The sequence below is a fragment of the Superficieibacter electus genome (genome assembly GCF_002915575.1).
Lineage (GTDB): Bacteria > Pseudomonadota > Gammaproteobacteria > Enterobacterales > Enterobacteriaceae > Superficieibacter > Superficieibacter electus.
Genome location: NZ_PQGD01000018.1, coordinates 34,033 through 59,112 on the forward strand (window position 1 = coordinate 34,033; position 25,080 = coordinate 59,112).

Below are 25,080 nucleotides of genomic sequence, written 5' to 3' on the forward strand. Positions count from 1 at the left end.
TTAATGGCGACACTTAACCTATTGATTTTATAGTGTTAAAAAAATGATACAAATGCGTGTTGTCTTTTGACGACACTTTGCGTGGAAAAGCATCATCCTGATGCATTCATGTATTTGATATAAATCCCTTTTAAAACATAACAATAACAAATAAATTTTAAATGTGGCACGCATGCTGCATAATATACATCAGTGGCTCATTCACCTTCTTATGTCAGCCCCTTCGGGAAGCGCTACATAAACCTCGAATGACGCACAACAAGGTGCCTGCCGTCCAGCTACTGATAATTGCATTGCTTTATCAACCATCGGGCGAAACGTCGAGTTAGGCACCGCCTAATTTAATAATAAAGCCGGGTTAATACCCGGCTTTATTGTATCTGCCTTCTGCCTCAGTTAGCATCGCCTTATTCAGGTCTGATGAGAGTAACATCTTGAAGCGCTGGTCCATTTTTCCCCGTTCTCTGCGACAATTGGTTATGCTGGCGTTTCTGCTGATCCTGCTGCCCTTGCTGGTGCTGGCCTGGCAGGCATGGCAAAGCCTGAACGCGCTGAGTGCACAAGCCGCGCAAACGAACCGTACAACGTTAATTGATGCGCGTCGCAGTGAGGCAATGACCAATGCAGCACTGGAAATGGAGCGCAGTTATCGCCAGTACTGCGTGCTGGACGATCCCACGCTTGCGCGCGTATACCAGGGACAGCGTAAACGCTATATCGACATGCTGGATGCCCACGCCGGTGTGTTGCCTGATGATAAGCTTTATCAGATCCTGCGCCAGGATCTTAATCTACTCGCTCAGTTACAGTGCCTCAATAACGGGCCAACGACTCAATCTGCCCGTCAGTTAGAGGCCTTTGCGAATGCCAATACCGATATGGTGCAAGCCACGCGGGCCGTGGTATTTTCCCGCGGTCAGCAACTCCAGCAGGAAATCGCCGAACGCGGACAATTTTTTGGCTGGCAGGCGCTGATTTTATTTCTGCTCAGTTTACTGATGGTGCTGTTATTCACCCGGATGATTATTGGACCGGTGAAAGGGATTGAGCGTATGATCAATCGTCTGGGGGAGGGGCGTTCGCTGGATAATGTGGTGATGTTTAATGGTCCACGTGAATTACGTTCTGTCGGCCAGCGAATTATCTGGCTGAGCGAGCGCCTGTCCTGGCTGGAGGCGCAGCGTCATCAGTTTCTTCGCCATCTGTCGCATGAACTGAAAACGCCGCTGGCCAGCATGCGTGAAGGAACCGAATTATTGGCGGATCAGGTCGTCGGGCCGCTGACCGCTGAACAGGCCGAAGTGGTTAATATCCTTGATGCCAGCAGCCGCAACCTGCAAAAGCTGATTGAGCAGCTTCTTGACTACAACCGTCAGCTGGCAGACAGCGCTATCGAACTTGACAATGTAGAGCTTGCTCCACTGGTTGATAGAGTGGTCTCGGCGCACAGTCTTCCGGCGAGAGCAAAAATGATGTCAACCAGCGTGATGCTCAATGCGCCCACCTGTCTGGCTGAACCTGGGCTATTGACCACCGTTCTGGATAATCTTTATTCGAATGCGGTGCACTATGGTAATGAATCCGGTAACATTTGTATTCGTAGCCAACGCTATGATCATCGGGTACGTATTGAAGTCTGCAACACGGGTTCGCCGATCCCAGAGGCTGAAAAAGCAATGGTTTTTGAGCCTTTTTATCAGGGCAGCCATCAGCGTAAAGGCGCGGTTAAAGGGAGCGGCCTGGGGCTAAGTATCGCGCGCGATTGTATTCGCAGAATGCATGGCGAGCTTCATCTCGTCGATGACAATACGGGAGACGTCTGTTTTCGCATTGAGCTTCCCGTGTCGGGGCCGGACAACCTAAAATGAATATAAATCTGGTGAATATGTCACACATTCTGGCACGTCTTAATCACGTCGTTTTTACCCGTCACTTTTGGGCTTTACCGTTATCTTGTCTGCTATTGGCGGGGTGTTCTGCACATTTACCGCACCGGACTCCGGATAAAGCAGAGGAAAAAACGCCTCAACATCAGGTCGCTGATTTTTTATCCACGGATTGCCCCAACATCTGGAGCACAGGCAATGCAGAAAGCGACAAGAATCCACTTTACTGGCTGCGCGGCATTGATTGCGCAGAGCGGCTCTCGCCACAGCAGGCGAGAGCCGAAGCACGAACCTATTCCGATGACACCTGGCAGGATGCGTTCAGGCGGGGCATCATGTTAGCAAATGCTAAAATCACCCCGGTAGAACGGCGCGATAGCGTCACCCGGCTGGATGCGCTCAGCCCGCAAATTCCGGTCCAGGTGCGACCCTTGTATCAACTGTGGCGCGACAGCCAGGCGTTGCAATTGCAGCTTTCAGAAGAGCGTTACCGTTACAGTAAACTGCAGCAAACCACCGACGGAGAACTGGATACTCTGCGCCAACAGCAGCAGTATTTACAAAGCCAGCTGGATACAACGGCCCGTAAACTGGAAAGTCTGACCGATATCGAACGTCAACTCTCCTCCCGTAAGCCTGCAGGCAACCTTAATTCTGACGCCAGCCATACGGGTGATAAACCTGTCGCGCCTAAAGAGAATCAGTCTGCTGACGAGGATAACCATGATAAGCCGTAAACCTGCACATCTTTTACTGGTCGACGACGATCCCGGTCTGCTCAAACTGCTGGGCATGCGTCTGACCAGCGAAGGGTACAGCGTGGTCACGGCGGAAAGCGGTCAGGAAGGATTACGCGTCCTTAATCGGGAGAACGTGGATCTGGTGATTAGCGATCTGCGGATGGATGAGATGGACGGCATGCAGCTCTTTGCTGGCATCCAGAAAGTTCAGCCAGGCATGCCGGTGATTATATTGACCGCGCATGGCTCAATTCCCGATGCGGTCGCCGCTACCCGTCAGGGGGTGTTCAGCTTTTTGACCAAGCCGGTAGATAAAGACGCGCTGTATAAAGCGATTAACGACGCGCTGGCGCACTCAGCGCCCGCGACCGACGAACGGTGGCGGGAATCAATCGTTACTCGTAGCCCGGTGATGCTACGTCTGCTGGAACAGGCGCGAATGGTCGCCCAGTCGGACGTGAGCGTATTGATTAACGGTCAAAGCGGCACCGGGAAAGAGGTTTTTGCCCAGGCGATTCATAACGCCAGCCCACGCAGTAGCCGACCGTTTATTGCGATTAACTGCGGTGCGCTGCCGGAACAACTGCTGGAGTCTGAACTTTTTGGCCATGCGCGGGGCGCGTTTACTGGCGCGGTAAGCAATCGTGAAGGTCTGTTCCAGGCGGCAGAGGGGGGAACACTGTTCCTGGATGAAATTGGCGATATGCCCATCCCGTTACAGGTCAAACTGCTGCGCGTGCTTCAGGAGCGTAAAGTCCGCCCGCTGGGTAGCAACCGCGATCTTGATATTGACGTGCGGATTATTTCCGCCACCCATCGCGACCTGCCAAAAGCGATGGCGCGCGGCGAGTTTCGTGAAGATCTCTTTTACCGCCTGAACGTGGTGAACCTTAAGATCCCGACGCTGGCTGCCCGTACCGAAGACATTCCGCTACTGGCGAACCATTTGCTGCGGCTGTCTGCCGATCGCCATAAGCCGTTTGTACGCGCTTTCTCCACCGATGCCATGAAGCGGTTAATGACCGCAAGCTGGCCCGGGAATGTACGTCAACTGGTCAATGTGATTGAACAGTGTGTGGCGCTGACCTCTTCGCCGGTGATCAGCGATGCGCTGGTGGAACAGGCGCTGGAAGGCGAAAACACGGCGCTACCCACCTTTGCCGATGCGCGTAACCAGTTTGAACTCAACTACCTGCGTAAGCTACTGCAAATTACCAAAGGTAACGTTACCCATGCCGCACGCATGGCCGGGCGTAACCGCACTGAATTTTATAAACTGCTCTCGCGGCATGAACTGGATGCCAACGATTTTAAAGAGTAATTTGTCGCGCTTTACAGGACTAAGATATGATACGGTGAGCAACCGTTTACGCGAATAAATCAGACAACGTTTTCAGGGAACGCCATGAAAAAGATCGATGCGATAATCAAACCTTTCAAGCTGGATGATGTACGTGAAGCGCTGGCAGAAGTCGGCATTACCGGAATGACCGTCACGGAAGTCAAAGGGTTTGGGCGTCAAAAAGGCCATACCGAACTCTACCGTGGCGCGGAATACATGGTGGATTTTCTGCCGAAGGTGAAAATTGAAATCGTTGTTACCGATGACATCGTCGATACCTGCGTGGACACCATCATTCGCACGGCGCAGACCGGTAAAATCGGTGACGGTAAAATCTTTGTCTTTGACGTAGCGCGTGTAGTACGTATTCGTACCGGCGAAGAAGACGACGCAGCGATCTGACAGGTGGCCAGATGGAAGGCGAGAGTCATTGTCCACCACCTGACTCTTGCTGCGAAGCACTATGCCGGGTGGCGGCTTCGCCTTACCCGGCATACAAAATCTGCTATATCAATGCGTTGTCGCAATATCCAGGCCCGGTAAGCGCAGCGCCACCGGGCATAGCCACGCCATAGCTACTGGCAGCGGACCCGCACCGCACGGCACCCAATCCAGCGGATGCCGACGACCGCAATCATTACTACCACGCAAATCAACGTCCACTCGCCCATCTGTGCGAAAAAGCGTCCGTAAGCGGCCACCGCAACGTCGCTGATTTGTGATTCGGTGGTTTGTTGAGCGACAACACCCGCCAGCCAGTTGGCGACCGCCCCGGTTGCCAGCATATAAATTCCCGTCAGCACGCCCGTTACGCCGGGCAAATTCAGCCGGGTGATTTGTGCCATGGCTACCGGATCGATAAACAGTTCAGCAAAGCCCATCAGTGTCAGCCCGGCAATCATGACGCCCATTGATGCCTGCCCTTGTAACTGAGCGCTGTGCGCATTCAGCGCCAGCAGCATAAAACCCGCGCCCATCAGCACCAACCCGAGCGCAAATTTTAGCCATACGCGAAGACCGGAAGATTCGGGGCTGACCAGCCAGGCGAGAACCCCACCAGCGACCATCACCGCGACCGCATTCACCGACTGAAATAGCGCTGTCGGCACCTCAAGATTTAGCCAGTGACGATCCACGAAGCGATCGATAAACAAACTAATGGAGCTGCCACCCTGCTGCGCCAGCACCCAGAACAATGTGCCGGTCAACATCAGCGCAACGATTTGCCACAGCGCGCGCCGGTGCTGTGGAAAGGTGAACATAATCCGCGTCACGATCCCGGTCGCAATAACGCAGACCAGCATTAACAAATAACCTGCGGCGTTATATTTCAGCAGCAGCGTAAACAGCACCGGCGCGATGCACAGGGCCAGCAGCAGCCAGCTCCAGACCGGCAGGGAACATTTAACCGTACGCAGCGCCGGTCGGTTAACCTGCTGCGTATGGCGAAAATAACGATGGCCGCTGATAAACACCATCAGGCCAATGAACATGCCGATACCCGCCAGCGCAAAGCCGGTATGCCAGCCATACCACTGTGCCGCCAGCCCGCAGGCGATGGGGGCGGCGATAGAACCGATATTCCCGGCAGCATAGAGCAGTGAGAATCCGCCGTCACGCCGGGCATCATCCGGGGCATACAGCTCGCCAAGCAGGCAGCTAATGTTGGATTTAAACAGGCCATAGCCGCAGATAATAATCGCCAGCGCGAGATACAAACTCTGCGCTGAATTTGACCCCAGCCCGAGCACAATATGGCCGAGCGTCATGAGTAATGCGCCAATAACGACCGCTGTGCGATTACCGAGCACACGGTCGGCAAGCCAGCCGCCAATAATAGGGGTCACGTAAACCAGAGAGGCGTAAGCGCTGAAGAGATCAATCGCATGGCTGTCCGTAAAGCCAAGTTGATGAGTGAGATAAAGGATGAGCAGGGCGCGCATGCCGTAAAAGCTAAAGTATTCCCAGATTTGAATCGCCACGATGTAATAAATCGCGCGCGGTTGTGAGGGTGTTTTCATGTCGTCTCCTTGTACCCTGACATGCTTGCTGGTGAAAAAGTTATGGTCGATAAAAAGGGAAGCGGCAGGCCGCTTCCCTTTCGTTTTCAGCTTATTTTGTATTCTCTTTCAGTACCTTAACCGTATAACGTCCATCCGCCTGACGATATGCGCCGTGGATATCGGTTTCGAAGCCCGGATAATGCGCGCCGATTTCGCAGAGCATTTGCAGGAACTCAAGCACCGGACGGCTGGCATCGGTGATCATCTCGCCCGGCATGACCAGTGGAACGCCAGGAGGATACGGCAGGATCATGTTGGCGTTCACCCGGCCGACCATCTCTTCGAGGTATACCTCTTCGGTTTCACCGTGCAGCTCTTTCTGGAAAGCGGCATACGGGGTCATTTCCATTGACGGCAGCACTTCAAACGCGCGGAACATCAGATCCGGCAGATCGTGATGAGCGATCAATTTATGAATATCCTGCGCCAGTTCCTGAATGCGCATATTTTCATAAAATTCCGGCGCGTCCTGATACAGCGAAGGCAGGATGTTTTTCACCCGCAGGTTGAGGTCAAACGCGCGTTTGAATTCGGTCAGCGCGCGCAGCAGGCTCAGCGCCTTGGTTTTATCAATACCGATGCTGAACAGGAACAGCAGGTTGTACGGGCCGGTTTTTTCCACAATGATGCCGCGCTCGTCGAGGTATTTTGCCACCAGGCTTGCCGGAATACCGAAGTCGTCCATGGTGCCGTCTTTCTTCATGCCCGGCATTAACAGGGTGACTTTGATCGGATCGAGGTACATATGCTCGTTATCGATATTTTTAAAGCCGTGCCATGCGCTGTCAGAGCGCAGCGGCCAGCATTCGGGGCCATCGATATGCTCCGGCTGCCAGACGTCAAAGAACCAGCCGTCGCATTCCCCTTTCAGGCGTTTGATCTCTTTACGGAATTTGATCGCCCGCTCAATCGAGCCGTTGATCAGGCGCTTACCGGCGTTACCTTTCATCATCGCCGCAGCAGTTTCGGTGGAGGCCACGATGCCGTAATGCGGAGAGGTGGTGGTGTGCATCATGAAGGCTTCGTTAAACGTCTCTTCGTTAACGTCACCTTTAACGTGGATCATGGATGCCTGAGAGAACGCCGCCAGCAGTTTGTGCGTGGACTGGGTTTCATAGATAACCTTGCCCTCAACGCGACCGCCGCTCATCCCGCATTTACCGGCATAAATCGGCGAGAAGTTGGTGTAGGGCACCCACGCGGAATCAAAGTGAATGGATTTCACATCCAGCGTTTTCTTAATGTAATCCGTGTTGTACAGCAGGCCGTCATAGGTGGAGTTAGTGATCACCGCGTGGACTGGCCAGGTGGCGTTCGGGGTTTCCTGGACGCGTTTTTCAATGGTCGCGCGCTGGAATTCACTCTGCGGAATACCGCCAAGGATACCGTAGGCGTTACGCGTCGGGCGGAAATAGATTGGCGTAATGTCGCTCATCATCATCAGATGGGTCAGCGACTTATGGCAATTACGGTCAATCAGTACGGTGCTGCCTGCCGGGGCGGAGTACATGCCGACAATTTTATTGGCAGTTGAGGTGCCGTTAGTCACCATATAGCTACGTTCGGCGTTAAAAACGCGCGCGATATACTCTTCGGCTTCTTTGTGCGGGCCGGTGTGATCCAGCAGAGAACCCAGCTCAGACACTGAAATCGACACGTCGGATTTCATGGTGTTCGGGCCAAAGAAATCATAGAAAATGCTACCAACCGGGCTTTTCTGGAAGGCGGTACCGCCCATATGGCCCGGCGTACAGAAAGTGTATTTGCCTTCGCGAACATATTTGAACAGCGCTTTGGTCAGCGGCGGCAGGATAGTGTCGATGTATTCGTCAGTATTCTGGCGGATTTTTGCCGCGATATCGGCGGCCGCGCCAAGCGCATATTCGAAGAAGCGAACCTGCATGCGCAGATCGTTCAGGCTGACGTCGAGCGTAGAGTAGGTGTTAGCGAAAGCATACAGCGGCATGTACTCATTCAGGGCGCTGATTTCTTCACACAGCTCAAGATTGTATTTATCCCAGTCGAAAATCACACCGCAGAGGCGGGCGTTGTTTTCAATCAGTTTCAGCAGGTCTTCACGATCGTTTGGGTAAACGATGCGGAAATTCAGGCCTTCCAGCGCGCGGTGCAGTTCACGAATAGGCTCTTCTTTGAAATAGACACCCATGTGATTCATGATGGCAATAACGTTCATAGACATAGTCTTATTCCAGATAAAGGAGGCCCTTCCCGCGACGATGTGGCAGGTGAAGAGAAGAGCCTTGAAATTAGGGAGTAGTGATTAAAGTGCTTCGGCAGTACCGTCTTCGTTGTTCTGGCGCTGATGCATTTTGCGACCGTAGAACATCAGGATAATCAGGCTGACGATAAAGGTGCCGGACAGTTCGAAGGAGCTGGCACCCATCAGGGCGATAAAGCAGAAGCCACAGCCGAGAACCGAACACACCAGACTTACTGCGTTGCGAACATTGATGCCTTCAAAGCGAATCAGGTCTACGCAGGAGTAGAAGTACGGCAGCATGGTCAGCAGTACCGCGATACCGGTCAGCTCGCCGAACAGGTCGGAGGCTTTGCCGCCGTTTGAGTTCATGATGGTGATGATGATCATCAGCCCGGTCATTTTCAGCGCGGCCAGCAGCAGGCCTTTCTTCGGAATGCCGTTTTTATCCAGCTCGCCGTACACTTTCGGGAAGTTGCCGTCATTGGCGGCGCGAACCCCCGCCTGACCGACCAGCATCATCCACGAGCCGAGTGACGTCAGGCATGCAAAGGCGGTGAAAGCAGAGACCAGCGGTGCAGCCCAGCCACCCAGAATGGTTGACGCGCTAAGGGCAAACGGCGCACCTGATGCCGCCATCTGCGAGGCCGGATACATCCCGGTCATCACCTGAGTCGCGGCGACATAAATGATGCCTGCCAGCGCTGTACCCAGAATGGTTGCCAGCGGGACGGTACGTTTCGGGTTTTTCACCATCCCGGTACTGACGGCGGCAGATTCCACACCGACAAACGCCCACAGGCAAAGCAGGATGCTTTTAATGACCGCGTGAGGATCGGTCGTGGTTGAGGTATTCCAGTTTGCGTGATAAGTAGCGATATCAAACCAGTGCCAGCCGACAACCGCAGTCAATACGACCGGGATCAGCACGAGGAACAGCCCGATGGTGGTTAAACGGCTTACCCAGGTTCCGCCCAGCATATTAATAAAGGTAAAGAACCAGACGATAGCGATACAGGCGATGCCTGCCGGGATCGGGTTATTTAAAATCGGGAAATAGGTAGAAAGATAGGAAACGGCGGTGATGCCGATGGCCAGGTTACCAATCCAGTTTGCGTGGTAATAAAGCACGCCGGTCTGGAAACCGAATGCCGGTGATAATTCACCTGCATATGCAATAGGGCCACCCTGTTGTGGGTTTTTGGTCGCCAGTCGGGCATATACATAGGCCAGAGACATCGCCCCGATAATGGATATTACCCATCCCCAGATAGCAATGCCTCCGATGCTGGCGAGGTTCGCAGGTAATAATGCGATCCCGCTCCCCATCATATTCCCGGCAACTACACCGGTACAGGCAAATAGCCCGATTTTTTTGGCAGAACTCATGTTTATTTCTCCTCAGCGGTATTTTGAGAACCGGATCGGTAAATCATAAATCGTCATTGATCCGTCCAACTGCCGACAAGATTACTGAGCAGGCTAAGTAAAGTCCTAAAGGAAAGGTGAAATAAACACAAACAGCATAAAAGTGATAACTTGAGCTTTTTCAGGGAATTTTAAAAAGATAAACAAAAATGTCAGGAAAGGATAAACATTGTTTATTTTCAATGGGTTGCAAGGTGTTCTTGCGACGGGTGAACTAGCGTGAGGGCGTTTTTTATAACATTTATTTAACGAATAAAGCCCGCCTCAGACAATAAACTTTTTGCCTGAAGCGGATGCTGTTAACGTACTGGATTTAATTTTTGGCGAGAAAAACCTTGAGGTAAGGGACAATTTTATCGACCGAAGTCTGAAAAATACCGTTTTCAATCCAGTACAGGGTGTTTTCGCCGGGACGTAAATTAAACGCGGTCAGATAGGCATCTGCCGCCAGTCGGTTTTGACCTTTCATCTCATATACTTTTCCTAACAGAACATAATTCAGCCACGACATTTCTAACTCAATACTTTTATTAACCGCGTTAAAGGCACCGTCGACATCACCTTTACCCAACAGGTAAATGGTTTGTGTTTTATAAAATACGGAGGTTTGCTGAATACCGGGAATTTGTTCCAGCTTAGTTAATTCTTCCGCAAGCGTTGTCATTTGTTGCTGGCCGAAAGTTTGCTGAGACTGACGTAAAACATCCACCAGCACTTTACCTTCATAGGCATAGGCAAACTCAGGTGAGGTTTTGATAATGGTATCCAACAGTGCGCTGGCTTTATTCAGCGACTGGATATCGCCACCAAACGCCAGTTGTCGTGCTTCATATAAATGGGCCAGCGATGACGCCTGCGCAATGTGGAACTGAGCGAGCTGCGCCTGCATTTTTTCCGGCCACGGCTGGGTCAACACCACGGAAAGGCTGTTAAACAGATCGTCCTGAATCGCAATCTGATTAATGTCGGTCACGAAATAGCGCTTATCGAGCATGGTCGAGCCGTCGGCATTATCAACAAGCAACACCGACATAAAACACTGTTGCGCGCGATAATGGCGCTGATTGACAAAACTGATGGTCAGGGTTTTTCCCGAACTACTGGGTTCATTAACGCTGTAATTGGTCTTGTCATGCACCATATAGGTCGAGAAGGTGTTCAACGAGGTGGTGATAAGCCCGCCGAGACCTATCGCATAGGATTTTTGCGAGACCCAGTTATTACAGGAGTTGCCGCCATCAAAGCGCACATCAATATCACGTGGATTCAGCAGCAGCCGTGATTTTGTCACTGTCGGTTGATGATGAATGACGGACAGTAAAATCATGGCTGCCAGTGCGCTTAGCGAGAGCAGGAATAAAATCCAGGTACCGATGCTCGCTTTTCCGCTTTTGCTGCGAGGAGTGTTGATAAGCGGTGGCGCAGCGACAGGCGCGGGCGTCAGGTGGCCGGATGCAGGCGCAGCGACGGGAGCCACGGCTTCCGTTTCGTCGGGCCAGACCACCGTAGCGGTCAGTTTATAGCCTCGTTTGGGAACGGTAACGATATATTCAGGACTTTGCTCGTCACCGTCTCTGAGTGATTTACGTAACTCAGAAATGCTCTGGGTGACCACATGATTGGTCACGATGGTCCGCATCCAGACATTATCGATAATGTTATCGCGGCTAAGCACTTCATCCGGATGGTGGGCAAAATACATCAGCAGATCGATTAAACGCGGTTCGAGGGTAATTTGCCGTCCCTGACGGCTGATTTGATTAACGGAAGGTGTAACCAGCCATTCCCCGACGCGGACAACCGAATGTTGCATACATACGCTCTGACTTATTCATAGTTGCGTTAATCATAACACGGTTTTGCAGCGCCTGATTTACGCCACAAGGGGGATTAAGTACCCAGAAATCAATGCAGGAAGAACACGCTGGATGCGGATACCATGACGCTAACGATATCCGCTACACAGGGGGTTACAAGACTTTATGCGGGCCAAAGCATTCGTAATGGATACGATCTTTGCTGACGCCCAGCTCAATTAACTGCTGCGCTGCAAACTGCATAAACGCCACCGGCCCGCAGAGATAATACTGGCTCTGAGGATCGTTCAGCGTGCCTTGCAACTGGCGTAAATTCATCAGGCCTTCACTGTTAAAGCGTGCGGCCTGACGATCGGCCTCGGTTGGCAGGCGATACCAGATATGGGCAGTAAACTGCGGCAGGGCGTTGCCCAGCGCCATTACCTCGTCGGTAAAGGCATGAACGTCACCGTTTTCCGCGGCGTGATACCAGTTTACCGGGGCGGGATGTTTGCTCTGGGCGAGCGTGTCCAGCATCGCCAGCATCGGGGTTTGCCCGACGCCTGCAGAAATCAGGGTTACCGGCGTTTGCGGCGCGACGTGCATAAAGAAATCACCGGCTGGTGCGGCGAGATACACCACATCACCCACGTGTGCTTCATTATGCAACCAGGTCGAGACCTGTCCGCCCGCCTCGCGTTTTACCGCAATACGGTAGCGTTTGCCGTCGCCTTTGCGCGTCAATGAGTATTGACGAATTTCCTGATACGGAAAATCCTTCGGCTTCAGCCAGACGCCAAGATACTGCCCCGGCAGATAATCGGCGACCGGGCCACCGTCGAGCGGCTCAAATTCAAAGCTGGTCACCAGGCTGCTGCGCGGTGTTTTATCAACGATGCGAAACGCACGTGTGCCTTCCCAGCCCCCGGTTTTATGGGCATTTTCCTGATACAGCTCGGCTTCACGATTAATAAACACGCCTGCCAGCACGCCGTAGGCTTTACCCCAGGCATCCAGCACCGCCTGTCCCGGACTCAGCATTTCATCCAGCGTGGCCAGCAAATGCTCGCCAACAATATCGTACTGCTCCGGCTTGATCTGGAAACTGGTATGTTTCTGCGCGATTTTTTCAACCGCAGGCAGCAGCGCGGGTAAGTTGTCAATATTGCTGGCGTAGGCGGCAATGGCGTTGAACAGCGCTTCGCGCTGATCGCCATTGCGCTGATTGCTCATATTGAAAATGTCTTTAAGCTCCGGATTATGCGCAAACATCCGATCGTAAAAATGCGCAGTCAGTTTGGGACCCGTTTCCAGCAGCAGGGGAATGGTGGCTTTCACCGTAGCGATGGTTTGTGAATCGAGCATAGCAACGTCCTTCTTTATAATATGTATTTCAAATGCATCTTATAAAAATAACCCTATGTTGTAAATGGTTCTTTGCGACGTGAAAATCCTGCATCCATAACCTGAAAAGAATTCCATTGCTGGACGTAAGCTTTTTATTCCACAAAGCCAGATATGACGCCATGCCAATCGTTTGCGTAAAATCGTTTGTCAAGACCTGTTATCGCGATGGCAATCGGTTATACTGTCCGCCGTTGCCCAATTTTAATTGTTAGCTGAGTCAGGAGATGCGGATGTTAAAGCGTGAAATGAACATTGCCGATTATGATGCCGAGCTGTGGCAGGCGATGGAGCAAGAGAAAGTACGTCAGGAAGAGCACATTGAGCTGATCGCCTCCGAGAACTATACCAGCCCGCGCGTTATGCAGGCGCAGGGCTCTCAGCTGACCAACAAATATGCTGAAGGTTATCCGGGCAAGCGCTACTACGGCGGTTGCGAGTATGTTGATGTCGTTGAACAACTGGCGATTGACCGTGCCAAAGAACTGTTTGGTGCGGATTACGCCAACGTCCAGCCGCATTCTGGTTCACAGGCTAACTTTGCGGTCTACACCGCGCTGCTGCAACCGGGTGATACGGTGCTGGGGATGAACCTCGCACAGGGTGGTCACCTGACCCACGGTTCTCCGGTTAACTTCTCCGGTAAACTGTATAACATCATTCCGTACGGTATTGATGAGTCCGGTAAAATCGACTACGACGATATGGCGAAGCAGGCGCAGACCCACAAACCGAAGATGATCATTGGTGGCTTCTCGGCCTACTCTGGCGTGGTTGACTGGGCAAAAATGCGTGAAATCGCCGACAGCATTGGCGCATATCTGTTCGTTGATATGGCGCACGTCGCCGGTCTGATTGCCGCGGGCGTTTACCCGAACCCGGTTCCACACGCTCACGTTGTAACCACCACCACCCATAAAACGCTGGCGGGTCCGCGTGGCGGCCTTATCCTGGCGAAGGGCGGTGATGAAGAGCTGTACAAAAAACTGAACTCTGCCGTTTTCCCAAGCGCGCAGGGCGGCCCGCTGATGCACGTGATCGCGGCGAAAGCGGTGGCGCTGAAAGAAGCGATGGAGCCAGAGTTCAAAATCTACCAGCAGCAGGTGGCAAAAAATGCCAAAGCGATGGTGGAAGTGTTCCTGAATCGTGGCTACAAAGTGGTGTCCGGCGGTACGGAAAATCACCTGTTCCTGCTGGATCTGGTGGACAAAAACCTGACCGGTAAAGAAGCCGACGCCGCGCTGGGCCGTGCGAACATCACCGTTAACAAAAACAGCGTACCGAACGATCCGAAAAGCCCGTTTGTCACTTCCGGTATCCGTATCGGTTCTCCGGCAGTGACCCGCCGCGGCTTTAAAGAAGCGGAAGTGAAAGAGCTGGCGGGCTGGATGTGTGACGTGCTGGACAACATCAATGATGAGGCGGTCATTGAGCGCATCAAAGGTAAAGTGCTGGATATCTGCGCGCGCTTCCCGGTTTACGCGTAACGCTCTGAATCTGCATAAAAAAGGCCGCGCGATGCGGCCTTTTTTCATGGCTGTCTGGTAAAGTGAATGACAAATACCATCGTCCTGTAGCGAAAAAGTCCGCTTACCATGTCCAGCGGCTTAATCGTCGAAAAGTTTTTCTGCAAGTTCGAACGGTAGGCCATCTTCGAAGCTTTCCCATGGCTCATCAATAACCAGATCCGCCTCGCCGTTCAGGGCCGACGTCATGTTCTGTGGGATCTCATTTTGTACCGCGATATCCGCATAATCCTTTAACCAGTTCTCGCCGAAATCGCTGGCAGGATCATAGTAATACGCATTCTGGCGATAGAAGCCATTGGCCACCTTTTGCTCCAGTTGTTCAACCAGGCGGTAAGCATCCTGCAAATACTCCGGCGCATCGTCCTGACTGGCATATTGTTTAAGAAAGCGTGGCCCCAGACGAAAATATAAGGCTTTGACAACGGCCAAATCAGTCGATGGGTCGGTTAAGATTTTTTGCACCAGCGGATGCGTTCCTGAGCCACTATCGTAATTGAGTGTGACTACGGAAAAGAACAGCGCTTTGGTGTCGGCCTGAGCAAGGAATTGCTGCCAGATCTGCCATTCCCTGGCATCCATTCCTGCCTCTGTTTCTGTCATCGATTTCCGCCTTATGTATTCGATTAAGAACAGGACGTTAGCAAATCACCAGCGCTTTCTGCAACTGCCCGTTATTTCATGGTACGACGACCTTGCGCTCATCCGCGTTTCTCGCCAGACTATCGCCTCCAACGGGAGGGGATCATGGTATTGCACTCGACGCGCTGGCTGGCGCTCAGTTATTTCACCTATTTTTTTAGCTACGGCATTTTTCTGCCTTTCTGGAGCGTGTGGCTTAAAGGCACCGGGCTGACGCCGGAAACCATTGGTCTGCTGCTCGGCTCCGGATTAGTCGCGCGTTTTCTTGGCAGTCTTATTATTGCTCCCCGGGTGAGCGATCCTTCTCGTCTGATTATGGCATTACGTGTGCTGGCGCTGCTAACGCTGATCTTTGCGCTGGCCTTCTGGTCTGGAACGCATGTCGCCTGGCTGATGGTAGTGATGGTAGGCTTCAACCTCTTTTTCTCGCCGCTGGTGCCGCTGACCGATGCGCTGGCGAATACCTGGCAAAAGCAAATTACCATGGACTATGGCCGCGTGCGGTTGTGGGGATCGATTGCTTTTGTGATTGGCTCCGCGCTGACTGGCAAGCTGGTCAGCCTGTACAACTCGCAGGCCATTCTGGCGCTGCTCACGCTGGGGGTGGCATCAATGCTGCTCGGTATGCTGCTGCGTCCTTCGGTGATGCCAGCAGGAGAGACGCGCCAGCAGGAGACGGCCGGGTGGAGCGCCTGGCGTAGTCTCATTTTCCACCACTGGCGCTTTCTGGCCTGCGTCTCATGTTTACAGGGCGCGCATGCGGCTTATTATGGTTTCAGCGCGATTTACTGGCAGGGCGCTGGCTATTCCGCTTCCGCCGTGGGGTATTTATGGTCGCTGGGTGTGGTCGCGGAAGTGATCACTTTCGCATTAAGTAAAAAGGTATTCCGCCGGTTCAGCGCGCGCGATCTTCTGCTGCTTTCTGCGCTATGCGGCCTGCTACGCTGGGGAATTCTCGGCGCAACTACGGCGTTGCCGTGGCTTATCGTGGCGCAAATTCTGCACTGCGGTACCTTCACCGTTTGTCATCTGGCGGCGATGCGCTACATTTCAGCCCGTCAGGGCGGCGAAGTGATCCGCTTGCAGGCGATGTATTCTGCCATCGCAATGGGGGGCAGTATTGCTGTCATGACCGTCTTCGCAGGCTTCCTCTATCAGCATCTTCAGCAAGGTGTTTTCTGGGTGATGGCGCTTCTGGCTCTCCCTGCGATGCTGCTGCGCCCCAGAGTGGCGGCGCAGCGTCAGGATTCCAGCATCTGCTGAATATGTTCGCGCTGATTCACGCTGAGCGGTTGTTCAGCGTGAATCAGAGGTGGAGAAAAAAGCGGCAGGGGCGTGAGGTAAGGCGTCACCACCAGCGTCACGTCCTTTGGCGCACCTTGTTTCTGAAAGGCGTGCAGAGTGAGGTATTTAATATTAAGCGGCAGGAGCGTTAATTCGCGTAACTGCTGCTCGAGATCCTGTTCAAGGGCGGTGTCACCGCCCGTTAGCAGCAATACCTGTTTTTCATGCAAATCCTCCTCCTGCATTAGCCAGGCACCAAAAATCACGGCAATCAGGCCCGCTTCATTATCGGTAAAGCGCAGATCGTAATCCTCTTCCAGACAGCACAGCGCCTGCCGGGTGGTGCGCATTAATCGCGGATAGAGTTGATGCACTTCTTCCGGCAGACTGTTATCAATCCCAATACCAAATACGCTGCGATCCAGGGCCTGCACCAGATGAATATAAAGCTGGCGGCTTAACCCCTGTTCATCGCTAAAATGTCGGCCCGCCAGCTGCTGAAAACGGGCGATGAGCTGGCTGATAATCAACCGCAGGCGGCAATCCTGCTGATGTGCATCATGAACCGGGTCCGGCGTTCTTAACACCATAAACAGCAAACTGAGAAACAGATGTTCATTGCTGTGCAAAGCCTGGGTCACCCGCCTCTGCCAGTGGCGGATAATATCCGTGGTGGCGAGATATTCAGCACGAGCCTGCGTCCACAGTTGCTGAGCCGGATTAAACTCCGGCGACAGCCCCAGTTGATGCTGCAGCAGGCAATACTGCAAATACAGACGCAAAAAATGTCGGTCGCGACATTCAAATTCCCTTGCCAGCCGCCGGGCGCAAAGATTGACCAGCGCCTGCAGATTAGTTTCATCATAAAGTGTTCGCGCAATGCCCTGTTGCTTTAGCTCTGTTTTCAGCGCTGGGGTAAAATGCTGCTCAATAAACTGCGGGCACAGGCGAAACGCCCGGCGTAACCAATGTAGCAGGCATAAACGCTGGTCCAGAGTCGAGCCTTCAATCCGATAGCTGCCGTCCGACTGCGTGATGATGGTGAGGCGATGATAACGTCGGATTTCATGATCCGCTTCGGCGATATCCTGCCGGGTGACGGCGTGCTCTACGTTATTCACTCTGCCAATAAATTCGGCAGTAATGCTTTGCCCTGGCAGATACAGCATCAAAAGCACCTGGCAACGGCGCTGTGGACTGGAAAGCACAGATGGCGGGGTGGTAAGTGTCATCATCTGTCAGGTTCCAGTTAAAGGTTAATGTTCCAGACCGCCGGCAAATTGCATCGCGTGCATTTACCTGCGCAATGTATTCATGTACGTTTCAGGGATAGTGGTAGTGTGCGCCCTGATGCAGCCTGAAGGATTTTTGTATAAGAATAGCTAAAGGATCGTAGTACGAAAGCGCAGCCGGAGGTCTTTCCATAAGGAATGCTGGGGAATGTCACAGAATTTTTCATGTAATAAGCTCATGAACAGGGGCAATGCTTGCGCTCTCGCGCTTGTTTTCACATTTTTATCGCTACCTGTAGCAGCGCATCCTCACAGTTTTATCAGTATGCGCAGCGAAACCATTACCGCTAACGGTCAGTTTACTGCGCTTAAAATGCGCTGGACGATGGACGAAATCACCTCCGCAGACTTACTGTACGACGCAGGTAATGCAAAACCGGGGGATGAAATATGGAAAAAGCTGGCGGCAGAAGTCATGGCAAACGTCCTTGGTCAGCACTATTTCACCGAAGTCTGGCATAACGGGCAAAAGGTAAAGTTTATGAACCGCCCATCAGAATATCAGCTTGCCAGAGAAGGGCATAAAGCGGTGCTGACCTTTATACTTCCGCTGGCAGAGCCGCAACCATTGTCAGGACAAACGTATACCGTCTCGACGTTTGATCCCACTTACTTTGTGGATATGCATTATGACGGGGAGGGGGATGTGACTTTCGCAGGCAATAATCCGTCACACTGCACACTGGCACTGCAGACGCCGAAACCCAATGAAAAAATGACGGCTTACGCACTGTCGCTGGATAAAGCGGATGCGCCGCCGGAAGATATGGATTTAGGTAAACAGTTTGCGCAAAAGGTTATTTTGCAATGTCCCTCATCATAAATTCCGTTCGCCACCGTCGCCGCTGGCTTCAGTTCTGGCCGCTACCGCTTTTTCTCCTGCTTGCGCTGGCAGGAGCATTGTGGCTATGGTACGACTGGCCGCAAATCATGATAAAAAGTATCTTCTGGCAGCGCGAAATGAACCTGCGTATGAGTGGCCTGTTGCAGGCGGTTGCCGCCAGCCCGGTACGCGCGGGAGTCTCATTGCTGCTGTTTAGTTTTACTTACGGTGTACTCCATGCACTGGGGCCCGGGCATGGTAAAATCGTGATTACCACCTGGCTTGCGACCCATCCGTCCCGGCTAAAATCGAGCATGATGCTGACGCTGGCGGCGTCGTTACTTCAGGGGCTGGTGGCTATTGTGCTGGTGGTTATTGTCCTCACTGTGCTGCAATTACCCGCCAGAGAACTGCACCTCAGTAGCTTCTGGCTGGAGAAAAGCAGCTATGCGCTGGTTGGGATACTGGGTGTGTTGCTCTGCTGGCGGGCGCTGAAAAAATTACGCGCGTTGTTACGTCGCCCCAAATTTACTGCTTTTACCCCACATCATCAGCACCATGCCCATTGTGGCTGTGGGCATCAGCACATGCCAACACCTGAACAACAGCAGGCGGGCGACGACTGGCGTGCCAGGCTGATGATTATTCTCTCAATGGGCATGCGCCCTTGCTCAGGGGCAATAATGATGCTGCTGTTCAGTAAGGTTATCGGCGTGTTTAGCTGGGGTGTGTTTTCAGCACTGGCGATGGCGGCAGGAACCTCAATCACAATATCTTCTCTGGCGCTGCTGGTTCATAGCTTTCGTACGCTGGCAGTGAAACTGAGCGGCACGAAAACCCCCGTGCTATGGCGGCAAGTGGGCTGGGCGACACTGGCACTGGCTGGCGGCGGCGTGCTGGTCATTGCCGCGCTGGTCATGTGGCTCAGTGCGCAGCCAGTGGCTCAGGGGCTCCGCCCTTTTTAGGGTTTCAGGGCGGAGCGATAAAACTCGACCAGCTTGTCCCGGTAAAGATCGCCATGGCGTGAGGTGAAAACATCAATATGTTTACCGCCTGGAATAATGATTTTTTGCTTCGGTTCGCTGGCAAGGTCAAAGAGCTTTTCAGTATGCCAGGTGGCGATGACATGGTCATCAGTACCATGCAGTAACAATAGCGGGATGGGGCTTAGTGAGGCAATGTATCGCTCCGCGCTAAAATCATTGTGCAGCAGATAACCAATGCCAGGAACGGCATCATTGGCGCTTGCTGAATACGACAGAAAAGTCGAGTCAATGGCAATGGCTTTAATGCCCTGGCGATTGCCACGCCCGACGGCGGCAATCATGTTATTCCCACCGAGGCTTTGTCCCAACAGAACCAGACGATTGGGATCGACATCCTCCCGCTGGCGCACGTAGTTAATCGCGCTGTCAGTATCATCGCACAAGCCTTCCGGCGTCGGTGTTCCTTCTGAATCGCCATAGCCGCGATAATCAAACATAAAGAGGTTAAAATCACGGTCGGGTAGCCAACTGACCAGCGGCCAGTGCGCGGTCATGTTTCCGGCGTTACCATGGGCATGGATCACTGTCGCGATAGCATCATGGGGGTTGGATTGAGTGGAGGGAATAAACCAGCCGGTCAGATGTGTGCCGTCCTTCGCGGTGAAGTCCACGCGCTCGAAAATATCCGGACGATAGCCGTAAAAGTGATTATCAGGATAGTAAAAGAAATTGAGGGCCACGCGCGGCAGGAGCCAGACGCATATCACAAGAATAAAAAGAATAAAAAAACGCTTCCAGTGCTTTGTCATATTCATGGTATCCATACCGTTGAAGAGAATAAACAGGCCCCTGACAGTGCAGGGGCCCGGTCTGGCAATTAACGCTTCAGCGCTTCGCTCAGTTCATCACGCATGTTAGCCAGCATGGCTTTAACAACGCGCGGATTACCGGCAACGATATTACCCGTCATCATATAGTTGTGACCGCCAGTAAAGTCGCACACCAGTGCGCCTGCTTCACGGGCCAGCAGTTCACCGGCGGCGAAATCCCACGGCTTCAGGCCGATTTCAAAGAAACCGTCCACGCGGCCAGCGGCAACGTAGGCCAGATCCAGCGCAGCGGAGCCAGTGCGGCGGAAATCAGCACATTCAGTAAACATTTTACCGAGGATGTTCATATAAGCAGGGGCATGCTGTTTTGCTTTGAACGGGAAGCCGGTAGCGATGATGGTGCCATCCAGATCGCGCGCGCTGCTGCCGCGCAGACGGTAGCCGTTCAGCTGCGCGCCCTGACCACGTGTAGAGGTGAACAGTTCATTACGCATTGGATCGTAAACTACCGCGACTTCAGTGCGGCCTTTAATGCGCACGGCGATGGATACCGCGAAGTGCGGCAGACGTTTGATAAAGTTGGTGGTGCCATCCAGTGGATCAATAACCCATTGAACATCCTGATCGGTGCCGGCGTGTTCACCGCTTTCTTCGGTGATAATGGTGTGTTGCGGGTATGATTTGCGAATGGTTTCGATAATCAGCGCTTCAGCGGCTTTATCGACGTTAGTTACGAAATCATTGCTGCCTTTCTGGCTGGCTTCAACGGAATCAGGCGTTTCGTAATGTTTGGCAATCAGGTTACCCGCCTTGCGCGCTGCGCGCACGGCGATGTTCAGCATCGGATGCATCGGTTACTCTCACTGGATGTTAAAGAACGGGGAAAATCGGCGCATATCATAGCAGCGAATTCGGATTATGTCTTCGCTTTATGATAATATAGCCGAATAATCTTTAACCGAAGAAAGACAATGCTGCAAAATATTCGAATTGTGCTGGTGGAAACCTCTCACACCGGCAATATGGGCTCTGTGGCCCGTGCCATGAAAACCATGGGCTTAACTAACCTGTGGCTGGTCAACCCTCTGGTCAAGCCAGACTCGCAGGCCATCGCGCTGGCGGCCGGGGCAAGCGATGTGATTGGCAATGCCAACATCGTTGATACGCTGGATGACGCGCTGGCTGGCTGTAGCCTGGTGGTCGGTACCAGCGCCCGTTCGCGTACGCTGCCGTGGCCGATGCTTGACCCGCGTGAGTGCGGTCTGAAAAGCGTGGCGGAGGCCGAACATGCGCCGGTGGCGCTGGTGTTTGGTCGTGAGCGCGTAGGGCTGACCAATGACGAACTGCAAAAGTGTCACTATCACGTAGCGATCGCCGCCAACCCGGAGTATAGCTCGCTGAACCTGGCGATGGCGGTACAGGTTATCGCTTATGAAGTTCGCATGGCGTGGCTTGCCGCCGAGGAGAAGGGCGCGAACGTGCAGCCAGAAGAAACGCCTTATCCGCTGGTGGACGATCTTGAACGTTTCTACGGTCATCTTGAGCAAACGCTGCTGGCGACCGGGTTTATCCGTGAAAGCCATCCCGGGCAGGTCATGAATAAACTGCGCCGTCTGTTCACCCGCGCCCGTCCGGAAAGCCAGGAATTAAACATCCTGCGCGGCGTGCTGGCGTCGATAGAGCAAAAGCATAAAGACGAGTAATATTTGTCGGCCCGGCAACAGAACGCGGCTCCTGCGTTGCTTTGCCCGGCGGCGCTGCGCTTGCACGGGCCTACGGAGGGTGGATTACCATACGTAATGCTGGATCGTACATAATGTATGTAGGCCGGGCAAGCGAAGCGCCCCCCGGCATTTCAGGCTCCGTGGTAGCGCCATCGGAAAGTATGTAGGCCGGGTAAGCGAAGCGCCACCCGGCATCACAGGCTCCGTGGTAGCGCCATCGGATAAGTATGTAGGCTGGGTAAGCGCAGCGCCACCCGGCATTTCAGGCTCCGTGACAGCGCCATCGGATAAGGTAAAGAAGTCAAACGCACGGAACGTTTAAATACCTGACTAAAACAGTCAAGTAAATAGTTGACTGTTTTAGTCAGGAATGACAGACTTGGCTCTGCTATGCAACACATCCCATTTTAATAAAAATGCCCAGGCAGGGCCAGGTTTGAGGTTAAGTAAGACATGAGACTGACATCTAAAGGGCGCTATGCCGTGACCGCAATGCTGGACGTTGCGCTCAACTCCGAATCCGGCCCGGTACCGTTGGCTGATATTTCTGAACGTCAGGGGATCTCCCTTTCTTATCTGGAACAACTCTTCTCCCGTCTACGTAAAAATGGTCTGGTTTCCAGCGTGCGTGGACCGGGTGGTGGCTATCTGCTGGGTAAAGATGCGAGCAGCATCGCTGTGGGTGCAGTGATTAGCGCCGTTGATGAATCCGTTGACGCCACCCGTTGTCAGGGTAAAGGCGGCTGCCAGGGCGGTGAGAAGTGCCTGACCCATGCATTGTGGCGCGATCTGAGCGACCGTCTGACCGGTTTCCTGAATAATATTACCCTGGGTGAACTGGTGAATAACCAGGAAATTCTGGATGTGTCCGATCGTCAGCAGCACACCCATGACGCGCCGCGTACGGCCCGTTCGCAGGACCAGATCAACGTTAAGTTACGCGCCTAATAAAAATAGCCCGTCGGCAGTGTGCTGACCGACGGAGCTAAAAAGTTTTCTGAATCAGGCCGGGGTCGTGAAACCTCGTAACACGGTCAACTATCTCGCCGGTTGCCTGATTCCTTGCATTGATGAGTGATGTACGGAGCTTAAGAGCAATGAAATTACCGATTTATCTCGACTACTCCGCAACCACGCCGGTGGACCCGCGTGTTGCCGAGAAAATGATGCAGTGCCTGACCTTAGACGGGACCTTTGGTAATCCGGCCTCCCGTTCACACCGTTTCGGCTGGCAGGCCGAAGAAGCGGTAGATATCGCCCGTAACCAGATTGCCGATCTGGTCGGTGCCGATCCGCGTGAAATCGTCTTTACCTCTGGGGCGACCGAATCTGACAACCTGGCGATCAAAGGTGCAGCCAACTTTTATCAGAAAAAAGGCAAGCACATCATCACCAGCAAAACCGAACACAAAGCCGTGCTGGACACCTGCCGCCAACTGGAGCGCGAAGGGTTTGAAGTCACTTACCTGGCACCGCAGCGCAACGGCATTATCGATCTGAAAGAACTCGAAGCGGCGATGCGTGACGACACCATTCTCGTTTCCATCATGCACGTAAACAACGAAATCGGTGTGGTGCAGGATATCGCCACCATCGGTGAAATGTGCCGTGCGCGTGGGATTATCTATCACGTTGATGCCACCCAGAGCGTGGGCAAACTGCCTATCGATCTGAGCCAGCTTAAAGTCGACCTGATGTCGTTCTCCGGCCACAAAATCTATGGCCCGAAAGGTATTGGCGCACTGTATGTACGTCGTAAACCGCGTATTCGTATTGAAGCGCAAATGCACGGTGGCGGTCATGAGCGCGGTATGCGTTCCGGTACGCTGCCTGTCCACCAGATCGTCGGCATGGGCGAAGCTTACCGTATCGCGAAAGAAGAGATGGAAAGCGAGATGGCGCGCCTGCGCGGTCTGCGTAACCGTCTGTGGGACGGCGTGAAGGACATGGAAGAAGTGTACCTGAACGGCGATCTCGAACAGGGCGCGCCGAACATCCTTAACGTCAGCTTTAACTATGTTGAAGGCGAGTCGCTGATTATGGCGCTGAAAGACCTGGCGGTTTCTTCAGGGTCTGCCTGTACGTCTGCAAGTCTGGAGCCATCCTACGTGCTGCGCGCGCTGGGCATGAATGATGAGCTGGCGCACAGCTCCATCCGTTTCTCTTTAGGTCGTTTTACTACCGAAGAAGAGATTGATTACACCATCGAACTGGTTCGTAACTCCATTGGCCGTCTGCGTGACCTTTCTCCGCTGTGGGAAATGTTCAAACAGGGCGTGGATATCAACAGCATCGAATGGGCACATCACTAATCGGTTCAGGACCAGAGGAAAACTATCATGGCATACAGCGAAAAAGTTATTGATCATTACGAGAACCCGCGCAACGTTGGCTCTTTCGACAACAGCGACGAGAACGTTGGCAGCGGCATGGTCGGCGCACCGGCCTGTGGCGACGTAATGAAGTTACAGATCAAAGTGAACAATGACGGTATCATTGAAGACGCGCGCTTCAAGACCTACGGCTGCGGTTCGGCTATCGCTTCCAGCTCGCTGGTCACTGAGTGGGTGAAAGGTAAATCTCTCGACGAAGCGCAGGCAATCAAAAACACCGACATTGCAGATGAGCTTGAACTGCCGCCGGTGAAAATTCACTGCTCTATTCTGGCAGAAGACGCCATCAAAGCAGCTATTGCGGACTACAAAAGTAAACGTGAAGTGAAATAACAGAGGTTTCTATGTCGATTACCCTAAGCGACAGTGCTGCCGCGCGAGTAAATACGTTCCTGTCCAACCGTGGTAAAGGGTTCGGCCTGCGTCTGGGAGTGAGAACCTCCGGCTGTTCCGGGATGGCCTATGTACTGGAATTTGTTGACGAACCGGCGGCAGAAGATACCGTCTTCGAAGACAAAGGCGTGAAAGTTGTGGTCGACGGCAAGAGCCTGCAATTTCTCGACGGGACGCAACTCGACTTCGTGAAAGAAGGTCTCAACGAAGGGTTTAAATTCACCAACCCGAACGTGAAAGACGAGTGCGGCTGCGGCGAAAGCTTCAACGTTTAACCGCGTGTCACCAAGGAACCCCACCGCAGCATCCT

At 53.0% G+C, this 25,080-nt stretch carries 22 protein-coding genes; 13 read left to right on the top strand and 9 right to left on the bottom strand.

Features of this window, described 5'->3' with window-relative positions; all coding sequences use genetic code 11:
- The first annotated feature begins 434 nt into the window (after positions 1-434).
- The 4 genes from qseE (at position 435) to glnB (ending at position 4,370) form a co-directional block, all read left to right on the top strand.
- A complete protein-coding gene (gene qseE, locus CHU32_RS20205) occupies positions 435-1,868 on the top strand; it encodes a two component system sensor histidine kinase QseE/GlrK (RefSeq protein ID WP_103677668.1) in 1,434 nt (477 codons plus the stop codon).
- Entirely contained in the window at positions 1,865-2,623 is a 759-nt protein-coding gene (qseG, locus tag CHU32_RS20210) for a two-component system QseEF-associated lipoprotein QseG (RefSeq protein ID WP_103677669.1), read from the top strand. The genes qseE and qseG overlap by 4 nt, the downstream gene beginning before the upstream one ends.
- Entirely contained in the window at positions 2,613-3,947 is a 1,335-nt protein-coding gene (gene glrR, locus CHU32_RS20215; RefSeq protein WP_305144193.1) for a two-component system response regulator GlrR, read from the top strand. The genes qseG and glrR overlap by 11 nt, the downstream gene beginning before the upstream one ends.
- Before the next feature lie 84 nt (positions 3,948-4,031).
- A complete protein-coding gene (gene glnB / locus CHU32_RS20220) occupies positions 4,032-4,370 on the top strand; it encodes a nitrogen regulatory protein P-II (RefSeq protein ID WP_002438074.1) in 339 nt (112 codons plus the stop codon).
- A gap of 173 nt (positions 4,371-4,543) precedes the next feature.
- On the opposite strand, the gene CHU32_RS20225 is transcribed toward glnB, so the two are convergent.
- The 5 genes from CHU32_RS20225 to hmpA form a co-directional block, all read right to left on the bottom strand.
- On the bottom strand, positions 4,544-5,989 hold the full coding sequence (locus CHU32_RS20225; RefSeq protein ID WP_103677671.1) for a POT-type proton-dependent oligopeptide transporter: 1,446 nt from the start codon (positions 5,987-5,989) through the stop codon (positions 4,544-4,546).
- 91 nt (positions 5,990-6,080) lie between these two features.
- Positions 6,081-8,225, bottom strand: coding sequence for a lysine decarboxylase CadA (gene cadA / locus CHU32_RS20230; protein WP_103677732.1), 2,145 nt, complete (start codon positions 8,223-8,225; stop codon positions 6,081-6,083).
- A gap of 87 nt (positions 8,226-8,312) precedes the next feature.
- The gene (cadB, locus tag CHU32_RS20235) at positions 8,313-9,638 is read right to left on the bottom strand and encodes a cadaverine/lysine antiporter (protein ID WP_103677672.1); all 1,326 of its coding nucleotides are present in this window, start codon (positions 9,636-9,638) and stop codon (positions 8,313-8,315) included.
- Positions 9,639-9,990: 352 nt separating this feature from the next.
- Positions 9,991-11,490 (bottom strand): lysine decarboxylation/transport transcriptional activator CadC, encoded by a 1,500-nt coding sequence (gene cadC / locus CHU32_RS20240; RefSeq protein ID WP_103677673.1) that lies wholly within the window; start codon positions 11,488-11,490, stop codon positions 9,991-9,993.
- 157 nt (positions 11,491-11,647) lie between these two features.
- Complete coding sequence (hmpA, locus tag CHU32_RS20245) at positions 11,648-12,838, bottom strand: NO-inducible flavohemoprotein (RefSeq protein WP_103677674.1); 1,191 nt, start codon at positions 12,836-12,838, stop codon at positions 11,648-11,650.
- A gap of 272 nt (positions 12,839-13,110) precedes the next feature.
- Between hmpA and glyA the strand changes: the two genes are divergently transcribed.
- Positions 13,111-14,364: a serine hydroxymethyltransferase gene (gene glyA, locus CHU32_RS20255; RefSeq protein WP_103677675.1), complete on the top strand. Its 1,254-nt coding sequence runs from the start codon at positions 13,111-13,113 to the stop codon at positions 14,362-14,364.
- A 120-nt stretch (positions 14,365-14,484) separates the two neighbouring features.
- On the opposite strand, the gene CHU32_RS20260 is transcribed toward glyA, so the two are convergent.
- On the bottom strand, positions 14,485-15,006 hold the full coding sequence (locus CHU32_RS20260) for a DUF4274 domain-containing protein (protein WP_103677676.1): 522 nt from the start codon (positions 15,004-15,006) through the stop codon (positions 14,485-14,487).
- Positions 15,007-15,150: 144 nt separating this feature from the next.
- On the opposite strand from CHU32_RS20260, the gene CHU32_RS20265 reads away from it, so the two are divergent.
- Positions 15,151-16,308 (top strand): 3-phenylpropionate MFS transporter, encoded by a 1,158-nt coding sequence (locus tag CHU32_RS20265; protein WP_103677677.1) that lies wholly within the window; start codon positions 15,151-15,153, stop codon positions 16,306-16,308.
- Here the strand turns inward: CHU32_RS20265 and csiE are convergent.
- Positions 16,287-17,564 (bottom strand): stationary phase inducible protein CsiE, encoded by a 1,278-nt coding sequence (gene csiE / locus CHU32_RS20270; RefSeq protein WP_103677678.1) that lies wholly within the window; start codon positions 17,562-17,564, stop codon positions 16,287-16,289. The two genes, CHU32_RS20265 and csiE, sit on opposite strands and share 22 nt — an antisense overlap.
- A 235-nt stretch (positions 17,565-17,799) precedes the next feature.
- Between csiE and CHU32_RS20275 the strand changes: the two genes are divergently transcribed.
- Together CHU32_RS20275 and CHU32_RS20280 are read left to right on the top strand one after the other, a co-directional pair.
- Positions 17,800-18,444, top strand: coding sequence for a DUF1007 family protein (locus CHU32_RS20275; protein ID WP_103677733.1), 645 nt, complete (start codon positions 17,800-17,802; stop codon positions 18,442-18,444).
- The gene (locus CHU32_RS20280; protein WP_103677679.1) at positions 18,429-19,409 is read left to right on the top strand and encodes a nickel/cobalt transporter; all 981 of its coding nucleotides are present in this window, start codon (positions 18,429-18,431) and stop codon (positions 19,407-19,409) included. Before CHU32_RS20275 ends, CHU32_RS20280 begins: the two co-directional genes overlap by 16 nt.
- On the opposite strand, the gene CHU32_RS20285 is transcribed toward CHU32_RS20280, so the two are convergent.
- The gene (locus CHU32_RS20285; protein WP_103677680.1) at positions 19,406-20,254 is read right to left on the bottom strand and encodes an alpha/beta hydrolase; all 849 of its coding nucleotides are present in this window, start codon (positions 20,252-20,254) and stop codon (positions 19,406-19,408) included. The genes CHU32_RS20280 and CHU32_RS20285 overlap by 4 nt on opposite strands.
- A 53-nt stretch (positions 20,255-20,307) precedes the next feature.
- Positions 20,308-21,111: an inositol-1-monophosphatase gene (gene suhB / locus CHU32_RS20290; RefSeq protein WP_103677681.1), complete on the bottom strand. Its 804-nt coding sequence runs from the start codon at positions 21,109-21,111 to the stop codon at positions 20,308-20,310.
- Between the two features lie 120 nt (positions 21,112-21,231).
- Between suhB and trmJ the strand changes: the two genes are divergently transcribed.
- From trmJ to iscA, 5 genes are all read left to right on the top strand, one after another.
- Positions 21,232-21,963, top strand: coding sequence for a tRNA (cytosine(32)/uridine(32)-2'-O)-methyltransferase TrmJ (gene trmJ, locus CHU32_RS20295; protein ID WP_103677682.1), 732 nt, complete (start codon positions 21,232-21,234; stop codon positions 21,961-21,963).
- A 474-nt stretch (positions 21,964-22,437) separates the two neighbouring features.
- On the top strand, positions 22,438-22,932 hold the full coding sequence (iscR, locus tag CHU32_RS20300) for a Fe-S cluster assembly transcriptional regulator IscR (protein WP_103677683.1): 495 nt from the start codon (positions 22,438-22,440) through the stop codon (positions 22,930-22,932).
- A 149-nt stretch (positions 22,933-23,081) separates the two neighbouring features.
- Positions 23,082-24,296, top strand: a complete 1,215-nt coding sequence (gene iscS, locus CHU32_RS20305; RefSeq protein WP_103677684.1) for a cysteine desulfurase — start codon at positions 23,082-23,084, stop codon at positions 24,294-24,296.
- Positions 24,297-24,323: 27 nt separating this feature from the next.
- Complete coding sequence (gene iscU, locus CHU32_RS20310) at positions 24,324-24,710, top strand: Fe-S cluster assembly scaffold IscU (RefSeq protein ID WP_103677685.1); 387 nt, start codon at positions 24,324-24,326, stop codon at positions 24,708-24,710.
- An 11-nt stretch (positions 24,711-24,721) separates the two neighbouring features.
- On the top strand, positions 24,722-25,045 hold the full coding sequence (gene iscA / locus CHU32_RS20315; RefSeq protein WP_103677686.1) for an iron-sulfur cluster assembly protein IscA: 324 nt from the start codon (positions 24,722-24,724) through the stop codon (positions 25,043-25,045).
- Positions 25,046-25,080: the final 35 nt, after the last annotated feature.